This is a genomic window from Enterobacter chuandaensis (genome assembly GCF_003594915.1).
In the GTDB taxonomy this organism is placed as follows: Bacteria; Pseudomonadota; Gammaproteobacteria; order Enterobacterales; family Enterobacteriaceae; genus Enterobacter; species Enterobacter chuandaensis.
Genome location: NZ_QZCS01000018.1, coordinates 1 through 20,977 on the forward strand (window position 1 = coordinate 1; position 20,977 = coordinate 20,977).

Annotated in this window: 16 protein-coding genes, 1 tRNA gene and 5 pseudogenes; 13 read left to right on the top strand and 9 right to left on the bottom strand. The window is 49.8% G+C overall.

What is annotated here, in order from left to right; genetic code table 11:
* Nucleotides 1–232 precede the first annotated feature (232 nt).
* From D5066_RS20445 to D5066_RS20465, 5 genes and pseudogenes are all read left to right on the top strand, one after another.
* Nucleotides 233–724, top strand: coding sequence for a Csu type fimbrial protein (locus tag D5066_RS20445; protein WP_119917064.1), 492 nt, complete (start codon nt 233–235; stop codon nt 722–724).
* A gap of 113 nt (nt 725–837) precedes the next feature.
* A complete protein-coding gene (locus tag D5066_RS20450; protein ID WP_119917065.1) occupies nt 838–1,554 on the top strand; it encodes a fimbrial biogenesis chaperone in 717 nt (238 codons plus the stop codon).
* Nucleotides 1,511–3,880, top strand: a complete 2,370-nt coding sequence (locus D5066_RS20455) for a fimbria/pilus outer membrane usher protein (RefSeq protein WP_119917066.1) — start codon at nt 1,511–1,513, stop codon at nt 3,878–3,880. Before D5066_RS20450 ends, D5066_RS20455 begins: the two co-directional genes overlap by 44 nt.
* Nucleotides 3,881–4,128: 248 nt before the next feature.
* Nucleotides 4,129–4,836, top strand: a complete 708-nt coding sequence (locus tag D5066_RS20460; protein WP_244288161.1) for a Csu type fimbrial protein — start codon at nt 4,129–4,131, stop codon at nt 4,834–4,836.
* Between the two features lie 192 nt (nt 4,837–5,028).
* A pseudogene (locus D5066_RS20465) lies at nt 5,029–5,375 on the top strand (transposase); the annotation flags it as partial.
* A gap of 622 nt (nt 5,376–5,997) precedes the next feature.
* Here the strand turns inward: D5066_RS20465 and D5066_RS20470 are convergent.
* Nucleotides 5,998–6,656, bottom strand: a pseudogene (locus D5066_RS20470) (IS1 family transposase).
* A gap of 57 nt (nt 6,657–6,713) precedes the next feature.
* On the opposite strand from D5066_RS20470, the pseudogene D5066_RS20475 reads away from it, so the two are divergent.
* The 3 genes and pseudogenes from D5066_RS20475 to D5066_RS20485 form a co-directional block, all read left to right on the top strand.
* A pseudogene (locus D5066_RS20475) lies at nt 6,714–6,821 on the top strand (IS630 family transposase); the annotation flags it as partial.
* A gap of 602 nt (nt 6,822–7,423) precedes the next feature.
* Nucleotides 7,424–7,662 (top strand): annotated as a pseudogene (locus tag D5066_RS20480) (DinI-like family protein).
* A gap of 197 nt (nt 7,663–7,859) precedes the next feature.
* Entirely contained in the window at nt 7,860–8,462 is a 603-nt protein-coding gene (locus D5066_RS20485; RefSeq protein ID WP_119917068.1) for a hypothetical protein, read from the top strand.
* A gap of 19 nt (nt 8,463–8,481) precedes the next feature.
* Here the strand turns inward: D5066_RS20485 and D5066_RS23180 are convergent, their stop codons facing one another.
* The 3 genes from D5066_RS23180 to D5066_RS22935 all read right to left on the bottom strand — a co-directional run bounded on the left by D5066_RS23180 (nt 8,482) and on the right by D5066_RS22935 (nt 9,982).
* Entirely contained in the window at nt 8,482–8,631 is a 150-nt protein-coding gene (locus D5066_RS23180; protein WP_244288162.1) for a LexA family protein, read from the bottom strand.
* Between the two features lie 134 nt (nt 8,632–8,765).
* Nucleotides 8,766–9,470, bottom strand: a complete 705-nt coding sequence (locus D5066_RS20495) for an IS6-like element IS26 family transposase (protein WP_001067855.1) — start codon at nt 9,468–9,470, stop codon at nt 8,766–8,768.
* Nucleotides 9,471–9,481: 11 nt separating this feature from the next.
* A complete protein-coding gene (locus tag D5066_RS22935; RefSeq protein WP_165853361.1) occupies nt 9,482–9,982 on the bottom strand; it encodes an Arm DNA-binding domain-containing protein in 501 nt (166 codons plus the stop codon).
* A 518-nt stretch (nt 9,983–10,500) separates the two neighbouring features.
* On the opposite strand from D5066_RS22935, the gene D5066_RS20505 reads away from it, so the two are divergent.
* Nucleotides 10,501–10,848: a hypothetical protein gene (locus tag D5066_RS20505; protein ID WP_119917112.1), complete on the top strand. Its 348-nt coding sequence runs from the start codon at nt 10,501–10,503 to the stop codon at nt 10,846–10,848.
* On the opposite strand, the pseudogene D5066_RS23185 reads toward D5066_RS20505, so the two are convergent.
* Nucleotides 10,741–11,007: pseudogene (locus D5066_RS23185) on the bottom strand (integrase); the annotation flags it as partial. The gene D5066_RS20505 and the pseudogene D5066_RS23185 sit on opposite strands and share 108 nt — an antisense overlap.
* A gap of 376 nt (nt 11,008–11,383) precedes the next feature.
* Between D5066_RS23185 and D5066_RS23190 the strand changes: the two are divergent.
* Entirely contained in the window at nt 11,384–12,001 is a 618-nt protein-coding gene (locus tag D5066_RS23190) for an SNIPE associated domain-containing protein (protein WP_244288163.1), read from the top strand.
* A complete protein-coding gene (locus D5066_RS23195) occupies nt 11,958–12,881 on the top strand; it encodes an SNIPE associated domain-containing protein (RefSeq protein WP_244288164.1) in 924 nt (307 codons plus the stop codon). The genes D5066_RS23190 and D5066_RS23195 overlap by 44 nt, the downstream gene beginning before the upstream one ends.
* An 802-nt stretch (nt 12,882–13,683) precedes the next feature.
* Here D5066_RS23195 and D5066_RS20525 read toward each other — a convergent pair.
* Nucleotides 13,684–13,759: transfer RNA gene (locus D5066_RS20525), tRNA-Phe, on the bottom strand.
* 95 nt (nt 13,760–13,854) lie between these two features.
* Nucleotides 13,855–14,568: a DUF554 domain-containing protein gene (locus D5066_RS20530; RefSeq protein WP_045260780.1), complete on the bottom strand. Its 714-nt coding sequence runs from the start codon at nt 14,566–14,568 to the stop codon at nt 13,855–13,857.
* Between the two features lie 181 nt (nt 14,569–14,749).
* Here D5066_RS20530 and D5066_RS20535 point away from each other — a divergent pair, with 181 nt between their 5' ends.
* Nucleotides 14,750–16,885, top strand: coding sequence for an ornithine decarboxylase (locus D5066_RS20535; RefSeq protein WP_119917070.1), 2,136 nt, complete (start codon nt 14,750–14,752; stop codon nt 16,883–16,885).
* A 71-nt stretch (nt 16,886–16,956) separates the two neighbouring features.
* Here D5066_RS20535 and D5066_RS20540 read toward each other — a convergent pair whose 3' ends face one another.
* Both D5066_RS20540 and D5066_RS20545 read right to left on the bottom strand, forming a co-directional pair.
* A complete protein-coding gene (locus tag D5066_RS20540) occupies nt 16,957–17,649 on the bottom strand; it encodes a response regulator (protein WP_119917071.1) in 693 nt (230 codons plus the stop codon).
* Nucleotides 17,639–19,264 (bottom strand): ATP-binding protein, encoded by a 1,626-nt coding sequence (locus D5066_RS20545; protein ID WP_119917072.1) that lies wholly within the window; start codon nt 19,262–19,264, stop codon nt 17,639–17,641. Before D5066_RS20545 ends, D5066_RS20540 begins: the two co-directional genes overlap by 11 nt.
* 345 nt (nt 19,265–19,609) lie before the next feature.
* Between D5066_RS20545 and D5066_RS20550 the strand changes: the two genes are divergently transcribed.
* The gene (locus tag D5066_RS20550; RefSeq protein WP_119917073.1) at nt 19,610–20,971 is read left to right on the top strand and encodes a 2-hydroxycarboxylate transporter family protein; all 1,362 of its coding nucleotides are present in this window, start codon (nt 19,610–19,612) and stop codon (nt 20,969–20,971) included.
* Nucleotides 20,972–20,977: the final 6 nt, after the last annotated feature.

Here is a 20,977-nt window from a genome sequence, read left to right on the forward strand (position 1 = left end):
GCTTCAAGCATTGGTATCAATAATGGTAGTTTTGGTGCTAAAGCAAACTATCCCGATTGTTTTTTATTTACGTTTTGTATAGGATTTGTCCCCATTATTGATTGTTTGTATCGATCAATTTGATCTTAACGATCTGCTAAATCCATTAATTGTTCATTGAACTCGCTCCTTTATTCGCTTGTTTTATGCCGAATATAGGTCTCTCACTACATTTATGGGATTTTAAAATAAAATGTTCTTCAATAAAATCAATAAGAAAGTCGTGTTTTTCTCTTTGTTACTGTGTGTTGGTACACAGCAAGCAGTAGCTGCACAGGATCAGAATACACATGCAAACATGGAAGTTACTCTGGAAGTGCTTAAGTCTTGTTCATTTACTGCGGACAAAATGGATTTTGGTCAGCATAAATCCGATGAAGGCAACAGCCTTCAAGCTTCCAGTAACCTAAATATTGTCTGTACCAAAAATACCCCGTTCAGTATCACGACTGCGAGCAGCGATCTGTCAATGGAGCCAGTCAGTGGTGAGGGTGAGAAGGTAAACTTTGAACTCTATACCGACAATAACAACAGTTCACCTGTCAGCAACAGCGCTGCGCTGTCTGGGACCGGTACTGGTGAAGCACAGACCCTGACTCTCTGGGGTAAAGTCCCCGCAACAGAATTAGCAAAAGCTTCAGCTGGTAAGTATCACGGGAATGTTACCCTGAACATGCTCTACTAATCCTTCATCGCTGATTTTTTATCCGGTTTTCCGGGATATGCCGATGACACTTATTATTAAGGCGTCGCCCTTAGTCTGCATACGGCGCTTTTTTATGGATAACACACACGGTCATGAACAATACGATGAAGTGCCTTTACGGGCTCTTGACGCTTGTCGCTTCTGTTTCTTCCTTTTCTTTATTTGCTGCCAGTCTTCAGGTCACGCCCGTTAACCTGTTTTTTGAAAAAAATGAAAACGCGAAAGCTGTTTACCTGAGTAACTCCGGTTCACATGACGTGCGGGCGCAGCTCCGGCTGTACCTCTGGGAGCAGGAAAACGGTAAGGATGTCCTGACCGACGCACGCGACCTTGTTGCCAGTCCACCAATGACACAAATCCCTCCGAGCAAAACACAGATGGTGCGAATGCTGATGGTCCAAACACCCCCCGGCAGCAGGGAAAGAAGCTGGCGTCTAATTGTTGATGAGTTACCTCCGGCCATTGATTCCACTGCATCCTCAGACAATCAGGTTAATTTCCTTTTACGGTATTCCGTTCCCGTCTTTGCTGGCGGGGATACCTCACCAGATATCAGCAGGATCCATGTCCGGCTGGAAGGGAATCGGTTGTGGGTCAGAAACGATAATCCCGTTCATATCAAACTGAGTAACGTCAGGCTGCTGAAAGGAAAACAGACGGTAACAGTAACTGCAGGCCTGATGGGTTATGTGCTGAGCGGAAAACAGATGGTATGGCCCGTTGGGGCGGCTAGTCCGGGCATGCAAAAGGTGGAGTTTTCGCTGAATGACAGTCCGGCTCTTAAAAGCCTTCCGCTCCAGTCACCTTAGTTTGTGTCTGTTGTTCATTTCCTGTATCAACCGCACCGATGCGGCGTCGGTCCTGCCTGAAGGAGCACTACCCCAATATCTGGCTGTCAGTGTTAACCAGCAGGCGATCCCGGGATTTGTGGAAATGTGGCAGGATGGTAATGATTTCTGGCTTAAAGTGGAGGACGCCCGAAAGCTTCAGATTGATATTTCAGATCTGGAACAGAAGGAAGGGCTTGTCCGTCTGCGTACTGGAGATTACCTGAAACTGGAATATGACGCGCTGAATCAGTCGTTACTTCTGCTCGTATCTGGTGATGAGCTGACAGGCAAAACTGTACTGGACGGAACGTCACAAAACCCTCTTCAGAATGATGCCCTGACGCCATCAGTGAGTGGCCTGACTCTGAATTACAGCCTGTATGGTCAGAAAGGCTCCGGATATGAAACACTTAGCGCTTTAACCGAATTACGATCAACAGGCGGTGAGTTCGGGGTGTTCAGCAGCGGGTTGAATTCCCGGTTATTTAACTCAGAAGGTCGCTCTTCCGTTGATACGGAGCGGCTTGATACCCGCTGGACATACAGCAACCCTGAAAAACGAATCAGCGTTATCGCTGGTGACGGTTATACCGATGCGCTGTCGTGGGGACGGCGCGTCCGTTACGGGGGGCTAACCATCACGCGGGATTATTCGTTACAACCTTCTGTTAATACAGGCTCCCGCTCAGTGCTGACGGACAGTGTGACCTTACCTTCGACGGTTGATCTGTATGTCAACGGGATTAAAAACAGCAGCCAGCAGGTCTCTCCCGGCCAGTTCGCGTTGAGTACCACCCCGACATTTACGGGCGGGGGGATGGCTGAAGTGGTGATCACTGATATCAATGGTCGGAAACGGATGGTCAGTCTTGATGTTTATGGTACAAAGAACATGCTGGCTGGCGGGTATCATACAGAGTCGTTCAGCCTGGGATGGTTGAGGGAGAACTATGCAGAGACCTCTTTTGACTACAACAGCCATCTGCTTCTCAGCGGGGCGTGGCGTTATGGCGTCAACAATAATCTGACGTTGGAGGCGCATACACAAATGGCTCAGGGACGGTTGATGCTGGGGGGCGCAGGGCTGTCATGGCTGACATCACCGTGGACAGGCATTATCAGTCTGAATGCTGCTGGCAGTCAGTACGAAGGGGCCCACGGGCAGCAGTCTGGTTTTGGCTGGCAGTGGAATCGCGGGGGTGTGGGATTCTCCGTCAGCCATCAGCAGTACAGCGGAAATTATTGCGATCTGGCGTGTCTTGCCGGTAGTCAGCAGCAAAAAAAGAGTGACAGTATATGGCTGACAACCGGCACAGACAGTGCCGGTAATTTCGGCCTCGGTGTGGTGGAGCAGCAGTATCCCTCAACAGGGCGTTCCCGTTACGGCAGTATATCATGGACGAAGGAGCTTGATGGTGGTCTGACCCTGTCAGTCTCTGCATCCAGAATGATCTCCGGGGATGAGCGACAAACCCTGTTCTATTCCGGTCTGAGTATCCCTCTGGGTACTCGCTACCGGGTATCCCTTCAGGCTGACAGGCAAAACGGAACCACAGGCACACAATGGCAGTTAACATCACTGGCCGATCGTACACAACCAGACTGGGGCTGGCAGATTTCCAGTCAGCAGGGGAAAAGTAATCTCTTCCATGCGGAGGTAAACCGGACTGCAATGACCCATGAATGGCAGGCAGGAACGGATGTTCAGAGGGGAGAGAAGGGTTTCTACGCCTCACTGGACGGTACGCTTGGCTGGCTGGGAAATCATTTATATGCCATGCGCAATGTGCCGGATGCGTTTGCTGTTGTGGACACCAACGGTGTGCCGGATATTCCGGTTAAGTTGCATAACAACCCCGCAGGGCGAACAGATGAGCAGGGTTATCTGCTGCTGACGGACCTGAATGGGTGGCTGCCTAACCAGATTGCGATAGATCCCTTGTCTCTTCCGGGTGATTACCGGGCACCGGAGACGGTAGCGACGGTTGTTCCCCGTGCTGGGAGTGGTGTCAGTGCGCATTTTAATGTCTATCGTGCCCGTGCTGTAGTGTTGAAACTGAAAAATACGTCCGGGGCAGATATTGAGGTCGGAAGTGCTGTTACCGTGTTGACGAAAGATGGAACCTCGGTTGCATCGCACCCGGCAGGAAATATTGTGGGGTATAACGGGGATGTGTATCTGGAGAGCCCTCCGGAAGGTGGACAGGTTGAGGTCCATACGCCATCAGGTCAGTGTGTGGCAGATATTCCGGATATGTCAAGTCACACAAAAACGATTGAACAGGCAGAGGTGGTATGTCATTAGTCAACAGAGCATCGTCAGTCTATATCATTCTGGTCGTGACTATGATGTCATGTCTGAGTCTGTCATCATTCTCTGCCCGGGCAGATAATACCTGCTGGGCTTCAGGGCAGGGGGTGTTTTCGTTTGGCACGGTCAGTGCCGGGGCAAGCGCAACAACCAGTATGAATGTGACGGCAACGTGTCAGGGAAGCTACGGAAAGTCAGTCTGGTTCCGGGTCTGTTTACAACCCGCTACTGAAATACTGACCATGAGCACAAATACCTCCCCAGCCTACAGCTTTAATTTTCAGGTGTTCACCGCATCAGATATGACGCGGGCGCTGGATACGAGCAATGCGGCAGAACTGACGATGATAGCAGGAGATAATGAATCGGTTTCAGGTCAGTTCCGATTGGTGGGAAGGACAATGTCAGGACAGACGGGACTGCCGGCACAGGAATACTTTAATTATTACGTTCCCCTCACCATGAAATGGACGAGTGCAGAGCGGGAGGAGATGCTCCCGGCCTGTCAGGTGGGAACGGTGGTGGCGCCTTACCCGGCCAGTGCCACGGCGACGGTGAAGAATACCTGTGCCATCAGCGGCGTATCGGTACTGAATTTTGGCGCTCTTATGGGGGGGCAGACCCCACAACTGAGGGGAACCGCACAAAATAGTATCTCCATACAGTGTCCGGTTGGTACTGCGTATTCGGTAGGGCTGGGTGATGGTCAGCATTTTAACGGCTCGCAACGGCAACTTTGTTCAGTTGAAGGTGAATGTGTGACTTACGGAATCTGGAAGGATGCTGCGGCAACGAAAGCATGGGGCAACGTTCCGGGAGCAACAGCACTGGATGTCTCATCGTCATCAGGTGAAATCAGCCGTTACGTCGTATATGGGGTATTACCAGCGCAGTCATGGCCTTCTCCGGGAACTTATACCGATACGGTTATTATCACGCTCCGGTACTGATAAAAGTACTGCAGTGCAAGACCATAAGTTCAGTCTGTGGACCTTTCTTCGCAGATAATCTCTGCGGTGGTACGAAGTATGAGTCAGATGGACCGGAAAGAACCAAAAATTAAAACTACTTTTCTCCAGCAGTGCGAGAGCGTTAGAAATTCCGTGTCATTCCAGTAATATATAATCAAAAAGGAATGACAAATGTTCCAGCCATTTGATTTCGACAAAGCCCTGAAAGCGCTACAGTCCGGTCAGTCCCTGACCGGCAAAGATGGCATCTTAACGCCGTTAATCAAACAGTTAACTGAAGCAGCCTTGTCCGCCGAACTTGACTCCCATCTAGCTTCAGATGTGCAAGCCAACCGTAAAAACGGCTCCGGTAAAAAACCATTAAAGCCCCGACCTGCAGCTTCGAACTGACGACTCCGCGCGATCGTAATGGCTCTTTTGAGCCTCAACTGGTGAAGAAGCACCAGACCACGCTGTCGGACGAGATTGAGCAGAAGATTATCTGCCGCCTGTTTACTCTCGGTATGAGCTACGCCGATACCTCTATTAAGTAACCAGATTTACAGATGGTTAGATCAAGTTGAAGATTGTGAACGCATATCACATTTTTTCGTTTATTCATTGCGCAATTGCAATGTTTTTGATCTATAAATGTAATATCGATCTATTATAGTGATTAATATTATAAAATTAATTTTTTTAATTTATATGCAGTGATATAAGCAGAGTTAGCAGCATCCTGAGTTCAGAAGGTCATCAGTAGCACTGGGATTTTCGTTGATATGAGGAGTGCAAGCCTATGTTTTTGTTTAATAACGGAAATGTAAGGACAGCCTGTTTGGCTATGCTATTCGTTCTGTTGCCTCTAGATGTGTTGGCTGCAAGTGTTTCGTCTTCTACTGCAGTGGTGGGGGTCTCACTGGAGATTCATAAATCTTGTTCAAGCCAGACAGAGAAGAAAGGAGGAAGTTCAAGTGGGGTGTTGAGTGTGTATTGCTCAGATACCGCATCCTATCGGGTTAGTCGAGAAAACAGCGATATCATTTATCATCCAGTTGCTCTGAAAGGAAACACGGAGGTATATGTCTTACATATGAATAAATCAATTATAAGTCGATCTGAAAGACATGTTATCTACTTTTAAAAGGTAATGGTCACAACTTATTGATAGTGTTTTATGTTCAGATAATGCCCGATGACTTTGTCATGCAGCTCCACCGATTTTGAGAACGACAGCGACTTCCGTCCCAGCCTTGCCAGATGCTGCCTCAGATTCAGGTTACGCCGCTCAATTCGCTGCGTATATCGCTTACTGATAACGTGCAGTTTTCCCTTCAGGCGGGATTCATACAGCGGCCAGCCATCCGTCATCCATATCACCACGCCATAGTGCGTTCACCGAATACGTGCGCAACAACTGTCTTCCGGAGCCTGTCATACGCGTAAAACAGCCAGCGCTGGCGTGATTTAGCCCCGACGTAGCCCCCACTGCTCGTCCATTTCCGCGCAGACGATGACGTCACTGCCCGGCTGTATGCGCGAGGTTACCGACTGCGGCCTGAGTTTTTTAAGTGACGTAAAATCGTGTTGAGGCCAACGCCCATAATGCGGGCAGTTGCCCGGCATCCAACGCCATTCATGGCCATATCAATGATTTTCTGGTGCGTACCGGGTTGAGAAGCGGTGTAAGTGAACTGCAGTTGCCATGTTTTACGGCAGTGAGAGCAGAGATAGCGCTGATGTCCGGCGGTGCTTTTGCCGTTACGCACCACCCCGTCAGTAGCTGAACAGGAGGGACAGCTGATAGAAACAGAAGCCACTGGAGCACCTCAAAAACACCATCATACACTAAATCAGTAAGTTGGCAGCATCACCCCCGTAATCATCAGTGCCGCTCAATGTGGCAGTTACTGAAAAAGGTCCGCCATTTTATGGAAACCGCCAGCCCATTCCCCGGAGGAAAACATGGTCAGGCAAAAGTGTAGCGGTATTAGGCGCAGCTATTTAGTTAATTTCGTTGCGTTTAAATTCTGCACTATTATCTGCTATTCATCTTGCTTCAGGCTAAAAAAGGTTGGGTAGGTGTAAGATTTACCACTGAACTTTAAATATGCTATCTCTGACCCTAATAGATTTTGATGCTTGTCGTGAGTTCAACTCCTCAGCATCAGCACAATCGATGATTTTAACGCTGAAAAACGATACGACTTTGCTCATAGTGTTTCTTTGGTCCCTTTATTGAACCCTAAATTAAAAACCATAACAAAATAACGATAAAAATCAATTTATTATAAGTACAATTACAGGGACCCCAGCCTTTTGATAGGACTGCAACCGGACAGCGGCAATAAAAACAGCCACTTACGGACACTGACCAGACAGCAGGCAGACCGAGAAAAGACAAAAATATGCACATGAAATTCACGTGCACTCTAAAAGAACCCCAGATCTCACGGTCTGGGGTTTTTCTATTTGTAAATAAGGGTAACAAAAAAACACATACCTTTCCTCTCCGTACTCTTCTTGACACTGTTTATTTTTACAGTGAAAATACTGTGTGCAACCACAGTGCTTTCCGCAGTCTTTTATGTTCGTTGAACTGGTTTATGACAAACGAAACGTAGAGGGACTTGAAAGGGCCAGAGATATCATTCTGGCGGAGCTGACGAAGCGAGCGCACTATATTTTCCTTATGCCGAAGTGAAGGTGGAGCCGATGCAGGCGAACGGCTCAAATAGCGATGCCAGCAAGAGTGATCAGGAAAAACTGAATCGCATGTTGGAAGATATGTTTGAAGAGGCCGATATGGGGCTGGCTGCGGGTTAAATCCTGAAAGCCCCAGAGAGTTATGTTGAATGCTAGAGACCGCATCCTATCGGAAGTGGTTGCTGTAATTGTTCTCTTCTGTATAGGTCATATTGCGTTATCATATCAAGTGTAACGACTACGGGATCGTACCTTCCATTAAGTATAAGTCGTACAACTACACATGTCGGCATGAATAAAAATAGTGGGGCTTAAATATGGGTGTTAAGCAAGATGATGAAGGCAAGTATGTTACCAGTGACAGGCCTTTTACACAGTATGATCATAAATGGCAGGCAGACAATGCAGAGAGCTGGCAAAGTGCATGTGATGCCAGCAAATCAGTTAGTCAGCCGAGCCAGTCTTACCAGACGCCACAGTTTACAGCAGTTGGCGGTCAATCTGGGTTAAGCACTCTTTTTGGCTATGCCACGATAATATTAATATTCTGGGCTATTCTTAATTTTTTTATTCTCATACCCGGCATGAGGGCAAGCTTTTTATTACAAAGCGCGGGGGGCTTTTTTGCAATACCTGGGGCATGTATAGGGGTTATACTTAGAGTTGTCCATTTAATACTTTTCGCCCCTTATGTTTTTATATACCCTTGGAGTGATGGTGACATTGCCAGACAATTTTGTTATCAGATGGGTGTGATTGCCGTAACTTCAATTCCAGCCCTAATCCTGTGGAAAAAAATTAAGAAATCCATACTTTATTTTACAGGAGCACTTGCGATATTATCCTATATCTCCGTAGGTTTGTTGGCACTTAACAATGACTTATGGGCTTCTTTTAAAGTTTATCCATTTTTAAACTAGCCCGGCAATTTCATGCCGTTCAGCTTACCCGATTCCCGCCCGTTGTGCGGGAATCTTTGTAGAAACCAGACACGCCCACGATGTAACTGACGACAATATCACCGTCCTCGGGATGGAGGCTGAAATCAATGAGAAGATATGAACCATCGAGGATACCGGCATTGATCATTGAATCTCCTGCGACGCGAAATGTATATGTCGATGAGAGGTGGGGAATAAGATGCGACACAGATCGATGCCGCTCTCGATATGGCACTGTTGCAAAGTTAGCGATGAGGCAGCCTTTTGTCTTATTCAAAGGCCTTACATTTCAAAAACTCTGCTTACCAGGCGCATTTCGCCCAGGGGATCACCATAATAAAATGCTGAGGCCTGGCCTTTGCGTAGTGCACGCATCACCTCAATACCTTTGATGGTGGCGTAAGCCGTCTTCATGGATTTAAATCCCAGCGTGGCGCCGATTATCCGTTTCAGTTTGCCATGATCGCATTCAATCACGTTGTTCCGGTACTTAATCTGTCGGTGTTCAACGTCAGACGGGCACCGGCCTTCGCGTTTGAGCAGAGCAAGCGCGCGACCATAGGCGGGCGCTTTATCCGTGTTGATGAATCGCGGGATCTGCCACTTCTTCACGTTGTTGAGGATTTTACCCAGAAACCGGTATGCAGCTTTGCTGTTACGACGGGAGGAGAGATAAAAATCGACAGTGCGGCCCCGGCTGTCGACGGCCCGGTACAGATACGCCCAGCGGCCATTGACCTTCACGTAGGTTTCATCCATGTGCCACGGGCAAAGATCGGAAGGGTTACGCCAGTACCAGCGCAGCCGTTTTTCCATTTCAGGCGCATAACGCTGAACCCAGCGGTAAATCGTGGAGTGATCGACATTCACTCCGCGTTCAGCCAGCATCTCCTGCAGCTCACGGTAACTGATGCCGTATTTGCAGTACCAGCGTACGGCCCACAGAATGATGTCACGCTGAAAATGCCGGCCTTTGAATGGGTTCATGTGCAGCTCCATCAGCAAAAGGGGATGATAAGTTTATCACCACCGACTATTTGCAACAGTGCCAGAAAACGCTCACCATAAGTCTCAACGGAAGCCTTAAGCTCCTGAATTATTTTAAAGGCATGCTCCCTTGCGTTATTAATGGAAAATTCAGGGTAACTTCCTACGGAAACGTAAACATTCTTTCCGCGAATACTTTTGCGGACAATAAACTTAATGCGTCCGGATGAGTGGAATATAGCCTTAAGCCCGGTACATTTTGTATCGCTGGCTTCGATAGTCCGGCCAGTTTGTATTGCACGGGTTTTACACTCATCAAAAAAAGCTTTAGTGAATGCCTCTCTTTGATTCTTTGGGCTGCGATGTCGGGCCATTGGTTCAACACAGCAATCATCAACGTCAACGCTGGTTTTGATGTTTTGCGCTGACTTACAAAAGCGACCATCCACAGAATCAACATCATTCTGTTTCATTGTCAGCGTTATTAGGTTTAAAGAACTATCGGGTTTCATAATGCATACATCTCGCTCAATTAATACAAATTAAGGGTATTGAGTTAGATGCTGGCCAGCACATGAAGCGAATAGTATTGGCAGAAATACTGAAGTGCAAATCACCGACTCTGACATTTTGGTGAGAAAAGCACGCGTTAAAGAGGCCTGTTTGCCCCCTTAATCTCCTGAAAGTGCCACTCCCCCACTTTCAGGCCTGAACGTCGTTTCTCCCCATAAATAATATCGATTATGGGGTGCTGCTTGTTTTTTGAACTATTTAAGGCGTTTTGTGATTGAGAAAATAAGTAAGAAAATCAATAGCAATTGTGCGCAAGCGTTCTCTCATTTTCAGTTAAAACAGCTCATGCTAATTTTCTTACAAAATGCTGCAAATCGGAAAAAAACGGGATTTAACGCCAGCCCACCACTAAATTTAAGGACATAATCCAAAATAAGCAAACAACGTAAAAAAAATGTAACTAAAAGTCATTTGAAAACATATTATCAATATGAATCAATTACTTATGGAGATAATCATGTTTAAACTCACGACCCCCACCAGTCTTCCCCTTCTCAACCTGCCCGCCTCCGCACTGGCGTCCCTCAGCAATGAAATTCTTGGACCCGTCGATGATATCGACCTGTTTACCGCCTTCTGGAACGAAACGGGAACCCTGCTCTGGCATCTCAACCACGATGACACACTCCCCGAAGACCCGCTGCTGGCAGTGGCACTGGCTAACCCGGAATACGTCACCGCACTTGATGATGGCTGGTATCTGCTTCTCGGTATCGTCTGTGATAACGGACAGGGTATCTATCTGGTATTCAGGCCAGTGACCAATGGCGATGGCGCGTTTTCGTCCATGATAAAGGTAGCGTAGCAAAAACTTTTTACGACCTTCTCTTCTGCTGACCAGACACTTGAGGCCGGAAATCTCGGTGTCGCTGTATTCGGCATCGGTACTGCGTGCATCGGATGTGTTAGGGGGCAGGGATTTAATGAGCTGATTAGTAAAACGGAAGCGTTTGGGGGTGGACATATAACCTCCTGTGACTGGTGTAAAGAACGTCAGGGTTGACCCATCCCCGGCACGGCGCTGTTAATGTCTGAGTTGATTTTCTTGTGTGGCGAACGGAATGCTGGTGCCACATGGGATGAATGAAGACGGGAAATGCAGAAAGAGCAGGCTTTACGGTCTGCTTCTGGTCTTAAGGAGAAAGATTGCCGTTGGGGAAGAGTTCACAGAAATAATATGTGCTTCAGCCGGGTACAATTACATGCCATAAGGACCCGTAGCATTGCCTGTTCGTTGTACTTAGTGTTTTCAGGATAGAATACATGAACATGACACCATGATAGTCATGGCAACATTTGGTACTATTTCCTTACTTTTATAAGGGAAGAGGATTTTTTGATTGGTCCTGGGACTAACAATAGCGGTAGGTGTTCTTGTTGTTTTATTCGTGATTATGACTACGATGCATATTTTATTGAAGAAAAAACATGCAATCGATCTTTTACGTTATAGCAAGATTGTTGATCTTGAAGAAGAAGCACGAAAAATGAAAAAGGCTATGGATGATGAAGAAAAGTCCAGCCGCAATGCTATTGATAAAGAAGTGAAAGACAAGCGTACTGAGATAGATAAAGAGGTTAAAGATAAATATGCAGATATACAGAGGCGTGAAAAAATAGCGAGAGAGCTCATTGCTTCTCAAGAACAAGAGCTAACCGACTTAAAAAAATCGTATAATGAGAAACGCCAGCTCCTGTTGGATCTCTCTGCAAAATTAGCAGAAGTTAGTGATTCTGTTGATATGATTGATTATGGTATGTATAAACCGCGTTTCGACTATCATGATTCCAAAGCTTTCCAGGAAGCCATTAGTTACAATAAAGAAAGGCAGAAAAGTCTAATTCGACAAGATGCTGCTTGTGACTTTAATACCAGCTGGGAGGTGAATGGTAGTAAGTCGGAAGGTAAAAAAAATGATCAAGCGGTATGTGAAATTGCTAGTCAGAGCATTCAATAGCGAGTGTGACGCCGCAATAGGAAAAATAAAGGCAGGAAATGTTGAACAACTAAAAAAACGTATTGAAAGTGCTTTTGATGCACTCAATAAATTTGGACAATCAATGAATATAAGTATCACTTATGATTATCTGAATTTACGGCTGGAAGAATTACTGCTTTGCCACGAAAAAGAACTTAAAATTCAGGATGAGAAAGATATTCTTCGAGAAGAACGTGAATTGCAACGAGAAGAAGAGAAAGCGCAGCGTGAATATGAGAAAGCTATTCGCGATGAGCAAAAGGCAGAGAAAGACTTCCAGAAGGCAATGGAAAGAGCAAGAAAAGAGCTTGAAAAGGCAAATGCTGAAGAAAAATCCCGTATCGAAGCCAAAATTGCTGATCTCGAACTTCAGGTTGAAGAGGCAAGGGCCTTGTCTGAACGCGCTAAATCTCAGGCTCAGTTAACCCGAAGCGGCCATGTCTATGTAATTTCTAATATTGGAGCGTTTGGAGAGAATGTCTATAAAATTGGTTTAACAAGACGACTTGAACCTGAAGAACGTGTTAATGAACTGGGTTCTGCATCAGTGCCATTTAAATTTGATATCCATGCTTTAATTTACTCTGATGATGCTCCAGCACTTGAAACTAGCTTGCATAATGAATTTTCTTCGCACCGAATAAATATGGTTAACAATCGAAAGGAATTCTTTAAGATTAAACTATCAGATATTGAGGGTAAGGTTAAATCACTTGGTTTTGATGCGTCATTTACAGAGTATGCACTTGCTCCTGAATATCGTAGTACACTCTCTATTTTGAATGAAAAAGACAAAGCAAAATCAATTGCAGATACAGTAGAGGATAAGGTTGGAGAATTGTTCCCGGAAATGGCTTAAAGGATTTTTAAATTCATATTAAAGGCTAGGCAAACCCGTTTCGGCGAGTTTGTCTAGGTAATTTAGTTTATGCGGTTATATATAGCATTTATATAATAACTCTGATTAAATCTGATGATTTCAAGTCTCATCGAGCCAGCAGCTGCATCGCGCTCACGTTATTTCTTCTTTTGAATGTAAGCATCCAGTTTAACCAAACCATTCGCTTATATAGAATATCCAGAGAACGGTTCAAGTATGATCTAAGGTCAATGTCGGCTCATCGCTCAGAGTGGACACTCAAATTTAGCAGTCCAATATGTTTAACTCAATTATCCTTCTACTGGTAAATCAGCCTACTATGACGTGGAAAGCGGGGGATTTTGCTGATGCGAAGAATCATAAGGGGAAAAACAGGAATATTACAGGTGGAGTAGATGGTGGAAACACCCGACTGACAAGGGGAGTTGATGACGCTGAGTTTTTCCCCCTTACCTGAAGAGGAGTCTCCCCGGTCTTCCCCCGGGGGGAGGGACAGGTAATTTGTTGTTAAATAAAGTAAATCATGGAATCCCCCATTTCCCCCGTATTCTCTGCTTCATTATGAATAATCTTAGAGAAAGGAACCGTAGAGGACCGTAGAAAGACCGTAGCAGTGGGGTAAGGAAGAGGCACATCAGAGGGTGTTGAGGTGTCTAAAAGTAACGAACATCTGCGAAAATGGCGAGAAATCCAGCAAAAAAATAACGTGTTGCAACGACCAGAAATCTACCGTAGCCAAGAAAGGAAAAAGCCCCGCTTTGCAGCGAGGCCTTATGAATATTGGTGCCCGGACTCGGAATCGAACCAAGGACACGGGGATTTTCAATCCCCTGCTCTACCGACTGAGCTATCCGGGCAACGGGGCGCATTAAACCCGATCTGCCCGTTGCCGTCAACGAAAAATGTTGTTTTCGTTACAGACTGCGCAATCTCTCGCCATTTCGCCGCATCCTTAAGCGAAAAAGTGCGTCCAGAGCGCGGAGAGCGGCATGGCGAGCAGCAGCGCGGGCAGCATATTCACCACGGCAAACATTTTGATCCCGCAGATGCGCAACCCGGTCGCCAGCAGCAGCAGGCCGCCGACGGCGGTAAAGTCTGCCATCATCGCCGGCGTGGTCAGCGGGAGAATCAACGTGGCGCAGGTGGCGAGCGCGAGCTGAATCAGTAGCATCGGCACGCAAATCGCGGCAACGGCAATGCCGAGCGTGGTGGCGAAAATGGTGGCGGTGAAGAAATCAAGAAACGCTTTCGCAATCAATATGCTCGGGTCGCCCGTCATCCCTTCCTGCATCGAACCGAAAATCCCGGTGCCGCTGGCGCAGAACAGAATGATGATGGCAACGTAGTTTTGAATAAACGACTCGTGCGTGCCGTGCTTCGCCTTGCCCGGCCGGGCGATCAGGTTTTTGGCTTTACCTACCGCGCTATTGATGCCTTTTTCCAGATAGCAAAACTCGCCAATCAGCGCGCCGAGCAGGGTGGCCAGCACCATCACGGGCAGGTTGGCGCATTTGATAACCAAAAGGATGCCGATACCTAACGATGCCAGGCCGAATATAGAGGGCATGGATGAGCGAATACGCTCCGGCAGCCGCTGACTCAACACTGCGCCCAGTACGCCGCCCAGTAATACGGCTCCGGCGTTAATAAATGGCCCGATAACCACGGTGAACTCCTGTTATTTACTCATTGATATTGCATTATTATGGCACGTCAAGGCTGCGCGGGGCTTAGCTTTGGGTGGTTTCGTGCATACTGATTCCTTCTTGCACCTCAAAATAAAAGGTGACATTATTGCGCGAATTTTCTCCTCCCTGTCTCACCGTTCGGTGAGGGTAACTGCGTCTATGAAAACCATGAAAATTGCCGTCAGCCGCGAGCTGCTCTCCATTGTCTCTACGCACCGCGAAAAGGTGACGCTGGACAGCACTGATTTTACCGATGTGGCGGCAGTCGTCATCACAATAGCCGAAAGTCGCAGCGGTATTCTTACGTTGCTAAAGCGTACGGGCTTTCATTTGCCGGTGTTTATTTTCTCTCAGGATCCAGCGGATGTGCCTGACGGTGCCACCGCGGTTATCTCGGGCAAAGCTCAGGAGTTCCTCGAACTGGAGAGCGCCGCCTGCCGTTACGAAGAGGATCTGCTGCCGCCTTTTTTCGACACCCTGAGCCAGTATGTGGAGATGGGCAACAGCACCTTCGCCTGTCCGGGCCACCAGCACGGGGCATTTTTCAAAAAACACCCGGCAGGGCGACAGTTCTATGATTTCTTTGGTGAGAACGTGTTTCGCGCCGACATGTGCAATGCCGACGTTAAGCTGGGCGATCTGCTGATCCACGAAGGCTCCGCCAAGCACGCGCAAAAGTTCGCGGCGAAAGTGTTCAACGCGGACAAAACCTACTTTGTGCTGAACGGCACGTCGGCGGCCAACAAGGTGGTGACCAACGCGCTGCTGACGCGCGGCGACCTGGTGCTGTTCGACCGCAACAACCATAAATCTAACCACCACGGGGCGCTGATCCAGGCAGGCGCCACCCCGGTTTATCTTGAAGCGGCGCGTAACCCGTTTGGCTTTATCGGCGGGATCGACGAGCACTGCTTTGACGATGCGTATCTGCGCGAACTGATCCGCGAGGTGGCGCCGGAAAAGACCGACGAGGCGCGACCGTTCCGCCTGGCGATCATTCAGCTTGGCACCTACGACGGGACGATCTACAACGCCCGCCAGGTGATCGACAAGATCGGCCATCTGTGTGACTACATCCTCTTTGACTCCGCCTGGGTGGGCTACGAGCAGTTTATCCCGATGATGGCGGAAACGTCCCCGCTCTTGCTGGAGCTGAACGAGAACGATCCGGGTATTTTCGTGACCCAGTCGGTGCACAAACAGCAGGCCGGGTTCTCGCAAACCTCGCAGATCCATAAAAAGGATAATCACATCCGCGGCCAGGCGCGTTTCTGCCCGCACAAGCGGCTGAACAACGCGTTTATGCTGCACGCCTCCACCAGCCCGTTTTATCCGCTGTTCGCGGCGCTGGACGTGAACGCCAAGATCCACGAAGGGGAGAGCGGACGCAGGCTGTGGGCGGAGTGCGTCGAGCTGGGCATTGAGGCGCGTAAGGCAATCATTGCCAACTGTCATATGATCAAACCGTTTATCCCACCAGTGGTGGCGGGGCGGCCGTGGCAGGATCATCCGACGCACGCCATTGCCAGCGAGCTTCGCTTCTTCAGCTTCGAGCCGGGGGCCAAATGGCACGGGTTTGAGGGCTATGCCCGCGAGCAGTATTTTGTCGACCCGTGCAAGCTGCTGCTGACCACGCCGGGCATCGATGCTGAAACGGGGGAGTACACGGATTTCGGCATCCCGGCGACGATTCTGGCGCACTACCTGCGCGAAAACGGCATCGTGCCGGAGAAATGTGACCTCAATTCGATCCTGTTCCTGCTGACGCCTGCCGAAAGTAGTGAGAAGCTGGCGCAGCTGGTGGCGATGCTGGGGCAGTTTGAGCAGCATATTGAAGACGATACGCCGCTGGCCGACGTGCTGCCGACCATCTACCAGAAATACCCGGTACGCTATCGTGATTATACGATTCGCCAGCTGTGTCAGGAGATGCACGATCTCTACGTCAGCTTTAACGTGAAGGATTTACAGAAGGCGATGTTCCGTCAGGAGAGTCTGCCTGCCGTGGTGATGAACCCGCAGGATGCCAACCAGGAGTACATTCGCGGGAACGTCGAACTGGTGCGTATTCGTGACGCCGAAGGACGCATTGCCGCCGAAGGTGCGCTGCCATACCCGCCGGGCGTGCTGTGCGTGGTGCCCGGGGAAGTCTGGGGTGGAGCAGTACAGCGCTATTTCCTGGCGCTGGAAGAGGGCATTAATATGCTGCCGGGCTTCTCGCCGGAATTGCAGGGCGTGTACAGTGAAAAGGATGCCGACGGGATTAAGCGGCTGTATGGGTATGTGTTGAAGTAGTGTGGGTCGTTGCCCCTCACCCCGGCCCTCTCCCCTCCGGGGAGAGGGTTAGGGTGAGGGGGAGAATTACATCAAACCGCACTACGCTTGTACATCCTCCTCGGATGCCCAATCTTGCCGTACAGCATCTCCACCGTCAGAAAACCCGCCTCTACGCAGTGTTCCAGATAGCGCCGGGTGGTGGTTTTACTCAATCCCGTTTCGCTCACCACTTCATCCACGGTGAAGCAGTGCGTCGCCTTGTCGTTGAACAGCGTCTGCACCCGCGCCAGCGTATTCTCCTCAATGCCTTTGCTGCCGTTATCCTGGCGGTAATTTTTTGCCTGCAGTAGATAAAGGGAATCTACGTTCTGCTGGTCGACAATCTTCCAGACCCGCTGCTGTTCGGCAAACTGCACGAACCGCTCCAGCGACTGGCTGAGCCGCTTCCAGGAGACCGGCTTGAGGATATAGTCAAACGCACCGTTACGGATCGCCTGGCTGCAGGTGTCCATATCGCTGGCGGCGGTGATGAAAATCACCGAGCAGTTGGCGCGGGTCAGCATCGGGTTGCTGATAAGGGTGATGCCTTTGCCGTCCGGCAGATAGTTGTCCAGCAGCATCAGCTGCGGCTGTTTACTCTCAAGCTGAACCTGCGCGTCAGCCAGCGACGAGGCAATCCCGACCAGCCGCAGGCGCGGATGTTTGCTTATCAGCTCCGCGTGCAGCTGTGCCAGTTCGTTCTCGTCTTCAACAATCAGTACGTCGATAAGTTCATGTTGCATAGTCGGTATCTTCCAGTTGCCGGACGGTTCCTGAGGCCGGGATAAACAGTGAGAAAATGGCTCCGTGCGGCGTGTTATCGGCAACTTCTATTGTGCCGCCAGCCTGCGTAACGTAGCTTTCGATCAGATACAGGCCGATCCCGTGATCGCCGCGCGTTTTGGTGGTGATGCCGCGTTCAAAGATCCGGTCACGGATCGCCGGTGTAATGCCAACGCCCTGGTCGGCCACCTCAATAATCAGCTCCTGTTCGCTGAGTTTTATCAGCACTTCTACCGGCGCATGGGGAAGCGGTGACCGCTGTGTCGCTTCGATGGCGTTATCCAGCAGGTTGCCAATTATTGAAATCAGCTCTTGCTCCCCCAGCGCCAGGAACGGTTTGTCCAGCCGACAGGCCGGGTCGAAACTCAGCTCGACGCCTTTCTCCCGCGCGCGGGCGGCTTTCCCGAGCAGCAGGCCGCACAGGGTCGGGGAGCTGAAGCGGGAGGAGATAAAGTCCAGCAGCTCCTGAGCATGCTCCGACTGCGCCTGAATGTAGCGAATGGCCTCTTCATAGCGGCCCATATGCAGCAGGCCAGACAGCGTCGTCATCCGGTTCAACTGCTCGTGGCGCATGATGCGCAGGTTATCGACATAGCGCTTAACCTGGCTGAGCTGAGCGCTGAGCGAGTCGATCTCGTTGCGATCGCGGAAGGTGATCACCCAGCCCTGGAGCGAATTTTCCAGCATGATCCGCACCCGGCTGGCAATTACGGTGAGGTCGTTAAAGCGGCAGATCTCATCGTGGGTATCTTTCGCCAGCATGGTCTGGGGAGTGAAGAACGGCACCGGATCGATCACCTGGCTTATCAGCTGCCCCCGAAGTTCGCGAGCAGGCTGGCTTAATCCCAATAATTTACGCGCCGCCTGGTTGATCACCTCAATGCGCAGATCGTCGTCGATGGCGATCACCCCTTCGTAGATGGACTCCATCATCGCCTTCTGCTGGCGCACCAGCAGGCCGATCTCGCGCGGTTCCAGAGAGAAGATCTGCTTCTTAATACTGCGGGTGAAGAACCAGGAGAAGATAAACAGGGCGATCAGCAGCAGCACGGCGGCAATCAGGATATTGACCACTTTACTGACGGTAATGGTGTCCAGGTAGCTGGTGAGATAGCCCACTGAAACAATGCCAACCACCTGCCCGGCATCGTTGAAAATGGGCGCTTTGCTGCGCAGCGAAATGCCTAAGCCGCCCTTGCGGATAGTGGTGGTACTTTTTCCGTGCAGGACCTCTTCGTTATCTCCCCCGACCAGCGTCGTGCCCACCCTGTCGGCAAAGACGGAGTGAAAAAGATGCCGTCCCGTATTATCGCCAATGACAATAAAGCTGGCGTCGCTGTGCGCGGCCATTTTCTGCATAAAATCGTGAATGGCGTTGATATCTTTTTGTTCAACTTCAGTGCGCAATGACGGAATAAGCGCAATCTCTTCCGCCTGTATTTTGGCGCGCGCGCTCATTTCCTGATATAGCTGTTTTCCGACATCGGCATAATAATATCCGCCCAGCAGCGCAAAAAGCACTGAGAAAAAGGCAACCAGCGAAATAAACAGCTTAATCTGGAAAGAGACTTTCATAACTATCACGCAAAGTAGCGGCAAAGATCGTCAATATATCATCTTTTTTCATGCGGATGTCCGCTTTGCGGGAAACTTGTGATCCCTTGCACAGCAGGGGCTGTAAATGATTTGTCCTGAAGGCTTGCGTACTTCATGCCGCTAAGTTAAATGTTATTTGCTTGTTCAATTCAGAAAAGAAACCATAAAAACCACGATAATAAATAAGGCGTAAATCACATTAAATAAAAGAAACCATTAAAACCATAGCTGCCATTAAAACTTCGCTTTTAATATGCCATCCCTCACATAAAGTAAGCCTTTGTGACTCTAAGCTGAACGCACAAAATAACTAAGGGGCTTATTATGAGCACAACTGACGATTCTTTCTCTGTTACCCACGACCCGATTGAAATTCAGCGGCCTTCGCTCAAAGAGCGCTGGTGGCATATTATGGATACCTGGAAAATCGGGATTATTCCTCTGCCGCTGTTCGTACTGGCGGGCGCGCTGATTGCGATTGATTGCCTGGGCGGAAAACTGCCGAGCGATATCGTGGTGATGGTGGCCACGCTGGCCTTCTTCGGCTTTGCCTGCGGCGAGTTTGGCAAACGCCTGCCGGTTGTCGGCAAGCTCGGCGCGGCGGCGATTTGCGCCACCTTTATCCCTTCCGCGCTGGTCTATTATGGACTGCTGCCGGACGTGGTGGTCGAGTCCACCACTAAGTTCTACAAATCCACCAACATTCTCTACCTCTATATCTGCTGCATTATCGTCGGCAGCATCATGAGCATGAACCGCACGGTGCTGATTCAGGGCTTCCTGCGCATCTTCTTCCCGATGCTGTGCGGTGAAATCGTCGGCATGCTGGTGGGGATGGGCGTCGGCCTGGCGCTGGGTCTTGAGCCGTTCCAGATCTTCTTCTTTATCATTCTGCCGATCATGGCGGGCGGCGTCGGGGAAGGGGCAATTCCGCTTTCCATCGGCTATGCCACCCTGCTGCACATGGATCAGGGCGTGGCGCTCGGCCGCGTGCTGCCGATGGTGATGCTCGGCGGTCTGACGGCAATCATCATCTCCGGCTGCCTGAACCAGATTGGTAAACGCTACCCGCACCTGACCGGTGAAGGCCAGCTGATGCCTAACCGCGCGAATGCCGATGCCACCGTCTCTCAGCCTGCGTTTTCCGGTAAAGCGGACGTCACCACCATCGCCTCCGGCGCGCTGCTGGCGGTGCTGCTCTACATGCTGGGCATGCTCGGCCACAAGCTGATTGGCCTGCCTGCCCCGGTCGGCATGCTGTTTATGGCGGTGCTGGTGAAGCTCTGCAACGGCGCCTCTCCGCGCCTGCTGGAAGGCTCGCAGGTAGTGTACAAATTCTTCCAGACCTCCGTGACCTACCCGATTCTCTTCGCCGTTGGCGTGGCCATCACCCCGTGGCATGAACTCGTGGCGGCGTTCACCGTCAGTAACCTGCTGGTGATCGTCAGCACCGTCTCCGCGCTGGTGGCGACCGGCTTCTTCGTCGGCAAAAAGATTGGTATGCACCCGATTGACGTCGCCATCGTCTCCTGCTGCCAGAGCGGGCAGGGCGGTACCGGCGACGTGGCGATCCTGACCGCAGGCAACCGCATGAGCCTGATGCCGTTCGCCCAGATTGCAACCCGAATCGGCGGGGCGATTAACGTCTCTATTTCACTGCTGATTCTGGGCAACTTCCTCGTTTAAGTATTC